Here is a 14,024-nt window from a genome sequence, read left to right as displayed (position 1 = left end):
CTCCACTAAAATCATAACTGATACTTACGATTTAGAGAGGTGTTTTTTATCGTCTCATTCTCAGGGTTCACTCCATACAGAAAGGATGGCGTTTATTATGGATATTTCGATTCAAAGGATTTTGGTGCAGGATTCGTTTAATAAAGTTACATGATGAAAAAACATTTATTATTCCATCATGTGACAATAAAAAATATTTGGTAACTTATTTCTGTTAATAAGTTTTATAAAAATTTAATAAAATCTTTTCTTTGTATTAAATATTTTATTTTAAATTAATTATATAAAGAAATGGAGGCTAGAAAATAGATGCATAGATTGAGTTTATACCGCTTATATTAGGAATTTAAATAAACAATATGTACGATTCTCCCACTACACTAGTATAGTGGCCTTTATTAACAGCAAAATTTACATTTTACAAGGAGAATATTTTATGAGTAAGAGAATAAAAGAATTAGATTCCATACGAGGGTTAGCGGCACTTACAGTGGTATTTGGACATTTTTGTTTAATGCTACCATCGTTGCCTAACTCTATTAAATTTTCCCCGCTTAGGTTTTTATGGGCGGGTGGAGAAGCTGTAATCGTTTTTTATGTGCTAAGTGGTTTTGTGTTATCTATGGCACTTTATCATTCAAAAACAAATTATTGGGGATATTTAATTAAGAGATTTGTAAGGATCTATATTCCTTACTATTTTTGGATAATCATTACCTTTACTTTATTTATTTTGTTTTCACCGTATGAAGTGGCAGGACTACGGGATTGGTTCTATGATAGGTGGCAAGGTTCTATAACAAACATAGATATTATAAACCACATTGTGCTTCTTAATAACTTTTTTACGGAAAATTATAATCCAGTTATTTGGTCATTGGCTCAAGAAATGCGTATATCTATTGTATTTCCTTTGTTATTCCTTCTTTTTTATAAACTGAGTTGGAAGAAAACGATACTAATGGCTTTGAGTTTTTCTTTAATTAGTGTGTTTCTTAATATGTTGCATATTGGGAAAGCTGAAGGATTTTATAATGGTTATGCTGACACACTGCATTTTACATCTATGTTTATGGTTGGAATGTTACTTTTTAAGTATCAGGAAAAACTTATCTACTCATATAGGAATATGAAAAAATTTAAAAAAGGATTTCTTATTGCATTAGGGATTATTCTATATTTATATTCCATTTTAATTTATGGTCTTTCCCGTAATGATACTACTTTCTTATTAAAAGATTGGGGTGTCGTAATTGGTGTTAGCATATTTATTATCATGGCCATGAGTAACCTAAAAGTAAAAGCATTTTTAAATAAGAGTGTATTTGTATACGTAGGGGAAATTTCATATAGTATCTATTTGTGTCATTTTCCAATCATGATGGTACTATTTAAACTTTTGTATACAAAGATACCTATCTTCTTCCTTCTTACTTTATGTATTACAATGACACTACTTTGTTCTATAATATCGTATCATTTAATCGAAAAGAAATGTATTAACTGGGCAAAACAAAGAACAACTAATTTTCGGAAAAAAGTGTAATGCTTGAAGGAATCTTCTTTCTTTAGTAAATATACCTATATTACCGATTCCTAAGTGTATTAGGAATCGGTCAATTATATATAACTTCAAAAATCCTCTTATTAAAGAGAATCTTCGTAACGTTTATCCAAACATTGCCGAAAATACAATTAGTAAAACGCTAGTTTCTTTGTAGCCGCTTGGTCATATAAAGCAAGTTCAAGAGTACAGGTTTAATTCTATATTAATAATGATTAGAGGTAACAACACATTGCTATCTAAATCTAGAATGTTATATAAAACTATTGAATATTTTATTCGAAAAAACAGAGGTGTAAAATGAATTTTATTTCCGAACTACTTGTTCCCGTTGCAATTCCTACAATACAACTCACATTCTTGTTACTACTCATCTTTTCTTTTAGCTACTTTGTAGTATACAAAAAGGTATGTAATGGAGGAAAAAAAATTACCGGACAACAAATTATATTATTTATATTAATAACGGGATATTATTCTCTTGCATTATCAGCTACTTCATTTGGTCGTTCAGATGATATAACCTTTGCAAGAACAATTGACTTTGATGTACTTAGTATTTATAAAAAAGCATGGAATACCTTTTCATTTTCTTCTTTTTTCCATATCATTGTGAATATAGGTATGCTTTTTCCGTTAGGAGTTTTATTACCTTTATTTAGTAATGTTTTTCAAAAAACAAAATGGATGTTAATCAGCTCAATTATAGCAAGTTTATGGATTGAAATCCTTGAATTTATAATGCAACGTGGAAGTATGGAACTAGCCGATTTACTTCATAATACTTTAGGAATGATGCTAGGATATTCTATGTTAAATATAGTTCTTATATTGTTGAAGAAAAAAGAAACGGATACACAAATGTCCAAATATTTATTTCTTCCAATTACAGTAAGTTTTGTTGCACTTGGAATAATGATTTCGTATCAAATGAAGGAATTTGGGAATACGCCCTTAGATCCCATTACAAAAACAGACATGACTGATGTCACTATAAAAACAACAATAGAGTTAAAAGACGAAGGTAAAAATATGCCTGTTTACAAAGAGGAAATTCCAAACATGCCTGATGACAATGAGCCAGTTACAAAAAAAACAAATATTCGAGATGTTGAAATTCTGTCTCCTAAAGAAGCATTTCAAAAACTAAAACAAGGAGACTTTGATCCTATAATTTCTTTCAAAGCAGGTGATACATTAGTCATTACAGATTATAATATAGATTACTACGCTGATACAAAAGGCTTCTCTCAACCTATTTATGTTTTTCAAGTACGAATAAATGATAATGACAAAGATAGTTGGTCTCAACCTATTTCTGCGAGAAAATAAAGTAGATTTTCATATTTTTGTTCATATGAAATAGTTTAATCCAGTTGTCTTGCTCATTTAAAAAATCTCCGATGGAATTTAATTGAAAATGAAAAACAATTACACTGTGGACTATTGTATAGTGTAGATATGAATAACAAAAAAGGGGGACTATATATGTGGAAGCGATTTGTAGCGATTGGTGATAGTTTTACAGAGGGGATAGGGGATGAAGTTGAGGGAATAGCATTAAAAAGCTGGGTAGATCATTTTGTTCAACTGTGTGTAAACGATATAGAATATGCTAATTTTGCAAAGCGTGGGTTAGTAACTAAAGAAATTCGCTCACAGCAATTGGAAAAGGCATTAACTTTTAATCCAGATTTGGTTAGTCTAATTGCAGGTGCAAATGATGTTCTAAAAGGACGTTGGAATCATCATGCATATAAGAACGATATGGAATTTATGATAGATACATTAAGTAAAACAGGTGCTGATATTATGATAGCAAACCTTCCAGATTTTACTGTTAGGCTTCCATTCCCTTCTGAAAAAAAACAAGTATTAAAAGAACAATTATTAGAGGCAAATGAAGTTATACTTTCATTGAGTAGAGAGTATAAGCTTCATCATGTTGACTTTTGGAATCATCATTTAGTTAATGACAATACGCTTTGGTCTACGGATTTCATTCATCCAAACTCAAAAGGATATGTAAAAGTTGCTGAATTGATTTTTAATAGTTTGCCTGTACATGACTCTTCTAAATAAACTGTAGAATTGAACTATGATGATACCGTCAGAACCCCCTGTCGCATAAAGTACAGGGGGTTTTAATGAGAAAAAGAAGGATATAGGGCACATATAAATTATACGTATTGTTCATGTTTTTGTAATTCTTTGCTAAGGAATCCTTGCTATAAGGATTCCTTTTTTGAATGCAGTTTAACAATAAAGTTAATTCTTTTTGCAAATGTGGAACTATTTCATTACTTACACTGTCTATTAAGCGTTAAAACATTTTTATTTAATATTTTAAGAAAGGAACAATCATTTATAACTAAAGGAGTAGATTAAATTGAAAAAAATATGTATGCTGCTTTTCTTTTGTTTTGGAGTTATGTTGGTAGGATGTAATAAAAACGAACCGCCAAAACAGGCACTTGAAGAATATATTAATTTATGGAATGATAAAAAATTTACAAATATGTATGATCATTTATCGGAACATGCAAAAAAAACGATTTCGAAAAAAGATTTTACCGAGAAATATGAAAAAATCTATGAAGGTATTGGAGTTGAGAATTTAAAAATTAAAACGAAAGGAGAGAATACGAAAGATAAAGAACGTTTTCTATTTGAAGTTAAAATGGATACGGATGGAGGAGCAGTTTCATTCATCCATGAAGCAAAACTTGTGAAAGAAAAGGAATCTTGGAAAGTAGATTGGACGCCAGACTTCATTTTCCCAGGAATGAAAAAAGATTACAAAGTACGTATGCAAATAGAACAAGGAAAACGCGGAGAAATATATGATCGAAATGGAAAAGGGCTCGCAACGAACGGTAAAGCGTCTGAGGTTGGAATAATTCCAGAGAAACTAGGTGAAACGGCAGCGCAAACGAAAGAAATAGTAGCACAATTACTTGATATGTCTATAGAAGAGGTCGATCAGAAGCTCGCAGCGAAATGGATAAAACCAGATTCCTTTGTACCAATTGGTATTTTAAAAGAGGGAACCAGGCAGAATGATTATATTGAATTAGAAGGAGTTTCATCTCGTCCAGTAAATATTCGTACGTATCCATTAGGAGAAGCAGCGGCACACTTAACAGGATATATAGGAAAGGTGAATGCAGAGGAGTTAAAATCGCTTCAAAAAAAAGGTTATCAAGCAGATGATTTAGTGGGTAAGACAGGTTTAGAAAAAGTATTAGAGAATAAATTGCGTGGTGAAAAGGGTGGACGCGTATTTATGGAAGATGAGAACGGTAAAGAGATTAAAAACGTAGCAAAAAAAGAAGCAAAAGAAGGGGAAAATGTTACGTTAACAATTGATGCTGCAATTCAAGAAAAAATCTTTAATGAGATGAAAAATGAAGCAGGATCTAGTGCAGCGGTCAATCCTAAAACGGGTGAAACAATCGCACTTGTAAGTAGCCCTGCTTATAATCCAAATATAATAGTTAGAGGAGCGTCAAAAGCCCAAAGAGAAGCATGGAATAACGACTCGAAACTGCCAATGATGAATCGCTTCACAAAAGCATTTGTACCAGGTTCTGTATTTAAAACGATTACAGGTGCAATTGGTTTGGAAACGAAAACATTAAATCCTAAAGAAGAATTTAAAATTCAAGGATTAAAGTGGACAAAAGATTCATCGTGGGGAAATTATTATGTAACACGTGTGAAGGAAGCTAGTCCAATTGATTTTGAAAAGGCAATGAAGTACTCTGATAATATTTATTTTGCTCAACAAGCTTTGAAAATGGGGAAAGAACAGTATGTAAATGAATTTAAGAAGTACGGATTTCATGAAAAATTACCAATTGAATACGAATTTCCTATTTCAACAATTGCAAAAGATGGGATAAAAAATGATATTCAACTAGCAGACACGGGATATGGACAAGGACAAGTATTAATGACGCCACTTCATTTAGCATTAACATATGCACCGATTGTGAATGAAGGGAATATTCCGTCACCTCATCTGTTAAAAGAAGCAAAAGTAGCGGGGAATTGGAAAGAGAATGTGCTTTCTAAAAAGAATCAAGAGATAGTAAAGAGTGCGTTAATAAAAGTCATTAATGACCCTGATGGCGCTGGGAGAATTGCTAAGGTTGATGGTGTAACTCTTGCTGGTAAAACCGGTACAGCGGAACTAAAGGAGTCGAAAGAAGCAGACGGAAAAGAACTTGGATGGTTTGCAGCTTTTGATGCAAATGCACCAGACATGATTGTTACCATGATGATTGAAGATGTAAAAGGAAGAGGGGGGAGTAACGTTCCAGGCGAAAAAATAAAACATATTTTTCAGAAATAACACTTAAGTATAAGGTGAAATCTATTACTAAATTTATTATATGTATGCCTAACTCAAAGGTATAAATTAGGAAAAATAAAGAACAATTAAGTTTCAAAAAAAGCATTCTCCCTAATTGAGAATGCTTTTTCTATGTTAATGTGGCTCTAGAAAGTTGATAGCGCATCATTTTCATTGTTTGCAAGTACGGGCTGATTGGTAGTTTGCCCTAAATACTGATTTAAAACTAGAGGATTCAGTCGGAAGTGCAAGTCTGATTGGGACAGGTACTAATACAGCTGGTGATAAAAAACTTATTCATTTTTATTTTCATATTTGAAATCTTGGTGTTGTTAATAGTAAATATAAGAGAAGAACAAATTGAAATAGACAAAGGAGGGTGATTTTAAACTTTAATAAAAGAGTTATTTAGAAAAAAAATAAATAGAGCACACCAATAAGTATGCTCTAAGAAAAAATAGGTGATACAAATCGAGTGTTGCGTGAAATTTAAAAAATCATAATCAGATTTTTACGAGTAAATTTTTAACATTGTATGCATTACTTGTTTTTTAGAGCCTGTCATAAAAAAGAATGTAAAGGTGATTAAGTAAAGAAATGTATTGCATACCTTTACATTTTTCAGGAGAATTCTTCTATCAAAAAAAGATAAACAATGGAACAAATGAAACTTGTATCATGTCTATATATTGAAACCATATTAAAAGTGAGGGAAGTTTTATGTTTATTCAAATAAGTTTGAGGTGTGGAAATGGAACAGAAGTTTATTGAAAAATGTAATCATGATGAGCTTGACTATGTTATTAAAGACTATTGGCAAGATGTATGGAATTATTCATTTATTATTACGAAAGATCCACACTTATCAGATGACATCACACAAGATGTCTTTATAAAGGTTTTTAAACATTGGCATTCATTTCGAAAGGAGTCATCTATTAAAACGTGGATATTAAAAATTACAAGAAATACAGCAATAAACTATTTGAAATCCTCTTATTTTAAAAGGATATCTTTAGTGGGGTTTTTTAGTGACGATAAGCAGTCTGCCTCGGCAGAACAAGAGTTTTTTAAGCAGGAGGAACTAAATGAAGTGTGGGAAGTTGTATTAAAACTACCTAAAAAACACCGTGAAATACTAATATTGGACGCGAAATATGAATTATCATATGAAGAAATGGCTGAAACATTAGGTGTATCAATTGGAACAGTCAAATCTAGATTAAGTCGAGCGAGAAGTAAAGTTTCAAAACTAATAGGGGAGGGTAGTAGTGATGAACAGTAAAAAAAGTCCTGACTGGTATAGTAAATTGAAAAAAGGCCCAATGGAGCATCGGAAAGATGAAGAAGAATTTATTTATAAAATAAAGCAATCGGTATATCAAAATAGTGAAGTAGATTCTGTAACAAATAAGAGACCATTTCGTAAAAAAGCATTGCCTGTTGCAATTGTTTTGGTTTGTACTATGTTATTTTTTATTGTTCAACAACCTTGGCTTGATGACAATAAATCACCGGTACAAAGTAGTACTCAAATTAAGCCGAAAACAAAAGATGAGTCTGCTCAAGATCCATCATTAAAACAATTTATGAATGATTTATATCAAAGTACAAATTCAAAAAATGAAAATGATTTGTATAGAGCATTAAATGATGAAGTTCTATTTAAAGGGAAGAGTTATAAAAAGGATGAATTGAAGTTTGATGAAGACATTTTTCATGAGTTGCAAGTCGCTCTTACAATGGGGGGAGAATTTGCAAATGATACAAAAAAAGTATACAAAGTACCAAGTGGATTGACAGAAAGTAACCAACCAAAGCAAGCGCATTTTATATATGCAACGGTTACTGGAAATAAAACGAAAATTTTAGCTGAACCAAAACGAGAATCACAAGTTTTATATGAAGTATCTAATGAAATGGTAAAAGCTTGGATTCCAGAAAAAGTGCAAAATGATGGATATATAAAAATATCGACAATTAACGGTAATACTGGATATGTACAAAAAGAGTATGTTTTAACTGATATTAAGTATTCATTCATGTTCGAAAAAAATGATAATGGTGAATGGAAAATAATAAATATAGATTCTATATGGTAAAAGAGGAAGGTTCACTTTAATGAACCTTCCTCTTTATTATTATTTTCTTTTTGAAGTGTATGCCAAGACTCTAAAATTTCTGATGTAACGAGAGCAGCAATGTTTTTTTCTGAATTACTACCAGGAATAACGACAGAAATGGCGATTTGTGGATCCTCGGTAGGAGCATATGCAATGAAAAGAGAATGATTTATCATTCTTTCTTGCTCGTTGGGAGAGCCTGTTATACCTGTTTTACCTGCGACATGAAAGGGCAAGTTTTTAATTTCCTCTATATTTTGACTCATTCCGCCTTGCACGACACTCCAAAATTTCATAGGATAACGATTTGAACTTTCTAAAATTGGTTTAAACTTTTTTGTTTCCTTACCGTCCTGATCCATAATAGCACTTACGATTTGAGGTTTATATTTATCACCTTTACTTGCCAAAGTAGCTGCATATTGAGCGAGTTGAAGAGGGGTATGCACTTCATTTCCTCCCCAAGAGGCATTTAATAAAGCAGAGATTCCATTTTCAAACTTATTAGATGGATGGAATTCATATTGTCCGTCTTCTTCAAAGGGTAAATCAATCCCGGTTTTAGAACGTAGGCCGAATTGCATTAAATAATCTGTCCATATATGTGCCACTTTTTCTATATTCCCATTATTTTTGTTGAATAAGGGCAGAGCTACTTTTGCAGTCATAAATGTATTAGATGAATTAATGATAGCCTGCCTCGGTGTAATCTCACCTGTTGGCGTTCCAGGTGCATTCGTAATGTTATTTTGATTATCATACTGAAAAGTACCCTTATCTAAATAAGTATCTTCAGGTTGAAAAAGCTTTTCGTTTAATCCAATTAAAATAGTAAGTGGCTTTATAGTAGAGGCCATATTTACATAATATTCACCATACTTTAATTTTTGAATTGCTTTATTTTGCGAAAGTGATTTAATGTTTTCATTTCTAAATGATACATGTGTATATAATGTATTTGGATTAAAAACTGCCGAGTTGGCCATAGTTAAAATTGCGCCAGTTTTTACATCAGTTACTACAGCATAACCAGCTTTAGCATCATGTGTTTTCTTAATTTGAGATCGTAATGCTTCCTCAGTTTTTTGCTGCAATTTCGAGTCTAAAACTAGCCGGACATCTTTTCCTCTTTGTACTTTTTGAATGTTCCATGAGAATTTTTTATTATTCATTTTAAAAATCAGAGTTTTTCCGGGTTTTCCTTTTAAATCATCTTCATATTGAAGCTCAACCCCACTTTTTCCGACAGGTCCATACTTAGAATTAAGGTCATTTTCTACATATCCAATTAGCTGTGAACCAATTTCGTGTTTTGGATAATATCGAATCCATTCATCTTTAATTATTACATTATTGGGTTTGTTCTTGTTTATGAATGTAAGTTCACTCTCATTTATGTCAGAGTATAACGGTATATCATTCATAGTCTGCTTTTTACAAGATTGTTGTAATTGTGATTTTATGTCCTCTGCAGAAATGTCATGTTGAAACTCGTTTGAAAATTGATTGAAAAAAGCTAATGTGTTTGATGTATCTTGATTCGATAGCTTTTCATCATTTAAAGTGCAATATATAGACTTAACTTTCTTATTTGTAGCTAGTATTACACCATTTTGATCGAAAATTTTTCCTCTTTCAGTTGAAGAAGTTGCGATAGTAATTGAAATGAAGTTGATTTTTACTAAAAGTAGTAAAATCAAACCTACAATAGAAAGAACCGCAAAAAATCTCCATCTTTTTATATGTAACATATAACCCTCCCTTATGTAGTCTATTTCATCTTATAGTTAATTATTTTTTTTGTAAATGTGGAACAACTTTATTACTTAGGTTGTCTATTAAGTATTACAGCATGAAGAAAGGAATAATTAGTATAAAAAGTTACTAGCAAGTCTATGTGTAAGTTTAATATGAGTCATTATACAGTTTAGCATTTCTAATGCAAGCAACAAAAAAATAGAGAGAAAAACAGGAAAGGAGATGTATCAGTTACGCGGCTAAACGAAAAGAAATTAACGCTTACAAGGATGTAGAAAAAAAGATAAGACACTATTTATAACTGAATGGTGGTTTCTAATATATAGGGAACGTATTTATTTACTAAGTATAAGTGAGGAGTTCCGGAAGAATTATATGGAGGATTTATGAAAAAACAAAAAGAAAAGAAGCAGCAGACATATATATCTATTCGATTAAATATAATGTTCCTTTGCATATTTATACTGTTTTCAGCTATTATTATGCAGCTAGGAAAAGTACAAATCGTTGAGGGAGAGGCTTATAAAAACCAAGTGGAAAGCAGTCAAAATGAAACAACTAGTATACCAGTTCCACGTGGACAAATCCTAGATCGAGAAGGAAAAGCAGTCGTTAATAATAAATCTCTTCGCACAATTACGTATACAAGGGTGAAGGGGATTACGAGTGAAGATATTTTAAAAACAGCAAAAGACTTGGCGAAAGTACTTGAAATGTCCGAACAAGATATAAATAAGTTAACCGAAATCGATAAAAAAGATTTCTGGATGCAGTTGAATAAGAAACGCGCGGAGACAAAGGTTACTAAAAAAGATATAGAAAAGTTTAAAGAAAAGGGAATAGAGGGAAAAGAGTTAGATAAAAAAATTGATGACTTAAGACGAAGTCGCGTTACAGAAGTAGAATTGGCAGAATTAACAGCACAAGATTTAAAGGTGTTAGCTATTAAAAGCAAAATGAATGCAGGTTATCAATTGACACCACAAATTATCAAAAAAGACGTAACAGATGAAGAGTATGCGCGGATAAGTGAAAAGCTTGAGGAGTTTCCGGGAGTAGATGCAACGGTTGATTGGGAACGTAATTATGTAAATGGTAATTTATTTCGTTCCGTGTTAGGTAATATTACAAGCAGTGAAGAAGGATTACCGAAAGAAAACTTAGATTCTTATTTGGTACGTGGATATAACCGTAATGATCGTGTAGGAAAAAGCTATATTGAACAACGATATGAAGATGCATTACACGGTACAAAAGAAGAAGTGAAAAACATTACTGATAAATCCGGAAATATTGTTAGCACAGAAATAATCTCTAAAGGAAAAAGTGGTAATAGTTTAACATTAACGATTGATATGGAATTACAAAAAAAAGTGGAAGAAAGTATAGAGAAAAACTTGAGAGCTTTTAAGAGTTCAGAGCCACTGTTGGACCGAGCTTTTGTCGTCATGACGAATCCAAATAATGGACAGATTTTATCTATGGCAGGCAAAAAGATTGTAGAAAAAGAAGGGAAAATAGAGATTGAGGATTTGGCTTTAGGTAACATGACAACTTCGTATGAGCTAGGGTCAGCTGTAAAAGGTGCTACTTTATTAACTGGATATGAGACAGGGGCAATACATCCAGGAGATCAATTTTATGACGCGCCTATGAAATTTAAAGGTACACAAGCTAAGAAATCATGGAATGTATCTGGATTTGGTAATATTAATGATTTAAGAGCTTTACAAGTATCTTCGAATGTATACATGTTCCAAACGGCCTTACAAATCGCAGGGGTTAATTACGTACCAAATGGTACGTTGGATATTAAACAAGAAGCATTTGATACGATGCGCTTTTATTTTAAACAATTTGGTTTAGGTGTCCCAACAGGTATTGATTTACCGAATGAAATAACCGGACAAACGAGAACGGTAGATAGTCAACCTGGGTTTTTACTAGATTTTTCTATCGGTCAGTATGATACGTATACGCCATTGCAATTGGCACAATATATTTCAACAATTGCGAATGGTGGTTATAGAATGCAACCTCAAATTGTACAAGAAATACGAGAACAATCAATAAAAGAAGAAGAGGTTGGAAAAGTTATACGCTCTATAGAGCCTGTCGTATTAAATCGAGTTGATATGAAGACAGAACATATTGATCGGATAAAAGAGGGGTTTAGATGGGTATTCCAAGAAGGTGATGGAACTGGCGTGAAACATTTCAAAAATGCTCCATATAAACCAGCAGGAAAGACAGGGACAGCTCAAACTGTATATGGAGGAGATGATCCAATTGGTAGAAATGCAAAAGGAGAACGTATGGAATGTTACAATTTAACATTAGTTGGATATGCTCCATATGATAATCCAGAAGTAGCATTTTCTATAGTAGTCCCATGGCTTCATGATGATAAAAGTGGAATTAATTCTATAATTGGAAAGGAAGTTTTAGATGTATACTTTGATTTGAAAAAGCAACGTATACATGGTGAAGCTACTAATACAGATAGTTCTAAGCAAAATTAGAGTACTTTTCTCAGGGAAGAGACCCTGTTTATATAAAGCCATTTATAAGTAAAAAAATGAAATGTGAAATAAGAGATAGCGGCGATCATAGCTACTATCTCTTATTTGTTAATAACTCTCATACTAGCTATAAATTTTTTTCGGTTTATGGAACAAATTTGGTTCCGTGATTGTCTATTATGTGTACGTATAAAAAGGTGCTGAAAATTTGAAAGGAATGATGATTTTGAAAAACAAGAGGATGCTAAAAATAGGAATGTGCGTTGGTATATTAGGTTTAAGTGTTACAAGTCTAGAAACTTTTACAGGAGGGGCATTGCAAGTTGAAGCGAAGGAAAAGGCTGGACAAGTGAAACATAAAAATCAGGCGACGCATAAAGAGTTCTCTCAACTTGAGAAAAAATTTGATGCTCGATTAGGTGTATATGCGATTGATACTGGTACAAATCAAACAATCTCTTATCGACATAACGAAAGATTTGCCTTCGCATCAACCTACAAGGCTTTAGCGGCAGGAGTATTACTACAGCAAAACTCAATTGATACATTAAATGAAGTCATAAAATTTACGAAAGAAGACTTAGTGGATTATTCACCTGTTACAGAGAAACATGTAGATACTGGAATGAAACTAGGAGAAATTGCTGAGGCTGCTGTTCGTTCAAGTGATAATACTGCAGGGAACATTTTATTTCATAAAATAGGCGGACCTAAAGGATATGAAAAAGCGCTTAGACAGATCGGGGATCGGGTTACTATGTCTGATCGCTTTGAAACAGAATTAAACGAAGCTATTCCAGGAGACATTCGTGACACTAGTACAGCGAAAGCAATTGCTTCGAATCTTAAAGCTTTTACGGTCGGAAATGCACTTCCGGCTGAAAAACGTAAAATTCTTACAGAGTGGATGAAAGGAAATGCTACAGGAGACAAACTTATTCGTGCAGGCGTACCAACTGACTGGATAGTTGGAGATAAATCAGGAGCTGGAAGTTATGGTACACGAAATGATATTGCTATCGTATGGCCGCCAAATAGAGCACCTATTATCATCGCAATTTTATCTAGTAAAGATGAGAAAGAGGCTACCTATGATAATCAACTAATTGCAGAGGCAACTGAAGTGATAGTTAAGTCTCTTAAATGATAATTCCTCAATTCTTTATGTAACGTAATTGAAAATATGAACCTAGAAAGCGATTCTTTTCATGTGAAAAGAATCGCTTTTTTGTATTCCTATAATGAATAGTAAGTAAATAAGCAAATATTGTTATTTTATGGATAATTTATCCGTTAAAAAGTGCATGAGGGGAGTTTTCTCCTGTGATGTTCGTAGTAACAAAAATATTATTTATACGATAATAATATTTTTGGCGTATGTATGCTAGTTACTCCTAGATGGATATGTAATTTTACATATCCATCTAAAAGACACATATGCGTCAATCACTATTAAATTATATTGAAATTATTTTCGGATGAGGGATTCATTTAGGCTTTAGGGAATAAAAGGATTTTTATGTTTAATTATCATAGTATAATTATTTCACTTTATGAAATGAAATTTGATTTAACTTTTTTAAATATAATATTTTATAATTTGAATAATAAATATCTGAAAAATCAAATTTAATAAAAGCGATTTTCTGGTTTACTTATGAAAAACATAGTGTTTAAAATGAGGGGGAAGTAAGGTCCTT

At 32.1% G+C, this 14,024-nt stretch carries 9 protein-coding genes; 8 read left to right on the top strand and 1 reads right to left on the bottom strand.

Going from position 1 to position 14,024, the window contains the following annotated elements:
* Positions 1-436: 436 nt before the first annotated feature.
* The 6 genes from JDS95_RS28035 to JDS95_RS28010 all read left to right on the top strand — a co-directional run bounded on the left by JDS95_RS28035 (position 437) and on the right by JDS95_RS28010 (position 8,023).
* The gene (locus tag JDS95_RS28035; protein WP_000044187.1) at positions 437-1,546 is read left to right on the top strand and encodes an acyltransferase family protein; all 1,110 of its coding nucleotides are present in this window, start codon (positions 437-439) and stop codon (positions 1,544-1,546) included.
* A gap of 318 nt (positions 1,547-1,864) precedes the next feature.
* Positions 1,865-2,896, top strand: coding sequence for a VanZ family protein (locus JDS95_RS28030; RefSeq protein ID WP_001009407.1), 1,032 nt, complete (start codon positions 1,865-1,867; stop codon positions 2,894-2,896).
* Between the two features lie 129 nt (positions 2,897-3,025).
* The gene (locus tag JDS95_RS28025; RefSeq protein WP_002043441.1) at positions 3,026-3,646 is read left to right on the top strand and encodes an SGNH/GDSL hydrolase family protein; all 621 of its coding nucleotides are present in this window, start codon (positions 3,026-3,028) and stop codon (positions 3,644-3,646) included.
* 307 nt (positions 3,647-3,953) lie between these two features.
* Positions 3,954-5,921 carry a penicillin-binding transpeptidase domain-containing protein gene (locus JDS95_RS28020; protein ID WP_000717645.1) on the top strand — a complete coding sequence of 656 codons (1,968 nt, stop codon included), beginning with the start codon at positions 3,954-3,956 and terminating at the stop codon, positions 5,919-5,921.
* Positions 5,922-6,672: 751 nt separating this feature from the next.
* Positions 6,673-7,206 (top strand): RNA polymerase sigma factor, encoded by a 534-nt coding sequence (locus JDS95_RS28015; protein WP_000435491.1) that lies wholly within the window; start codon positions 6,673-6,675, stop codon positions 7,204-7,206.
* Complete coding sequence (locus tag JDS95_RS28010; RefSeq protein WP_085450774.1) at positions 7,196-8,023, top strand: SH3 domain-containing protein; 828 nt, start codon at positions 7,196-7,198, stop codon at positions 8,021-8,023. The genes JDS95_RS28015 and JDS95_RS28010 overlap by 11 nt, the downstream gene beginning before the upstream one ends.
* An 11-nt stretch (positions 8,024-8,034) precedes the next feature.
* Here JDS95_RS28010 and JDS95_RS28005 read toward each other — a convergent pair whose 3' ends face one another.
* Positions 8,035-9,795 (bottom strand): peptidoglycan D,D-transpeptidase FtsI family protein, encoded by a 1,761-nt coding sequence (locus tag JDS95_RS28005; protein WP_085450773.1) that lies wholly within the window; start codon positions 9,793-9,795, stop codon positions 8,035-8,037.
* A gap of 393 nt (positions 9,796-10,188) precedes the next feature.
* Here JDS95_RS28005 and JDS95_RS28000 point away from each other — a divergent pair, with 393 nt between their 5' ends.
* Complete coding sequence (locus JDS95_RS28000) at positions 10,189-12,324, top strand: peptidoglycan D,D-transpeptidase FtsI family protein (protein ID WP_085450772.1); 2,136 nt, start codon at positions 10,189-10,191, stop codon at positions 12,322-12,324.
* A gap of 220 nt (positions 12,325-12,544) precedes the next feature.
* Positions 12,545-13,471, top strand: a complete 927-nt coding sequence (gene bla / locus JDS95_RS27995) for a class A beta-lactamase Bla1 (RefSeq protein ID WP_139823536.1) — start codon at positions 12,545-12,547, stop codon at positions 13,469-13,471.
* The last annotated feature ends 553 nt before the right edge of the window (positions 13,472-14,024 follow it).

Source organism: Bacillus cereus group sp. N24 (assembly GCF_016483345.1).
Taxonomy (GTDB): Bacteria; Bacillota; Bacilli; order Bacillales; family Bacillaceae_G; genus Bacillus_A; species Bacillus_A toyonensis.
The sequence above is the reverse complement of the archived record's forward strand: the minus strand, read 5'-3'. Positions and strand labels throughout refer to the sequence as shown.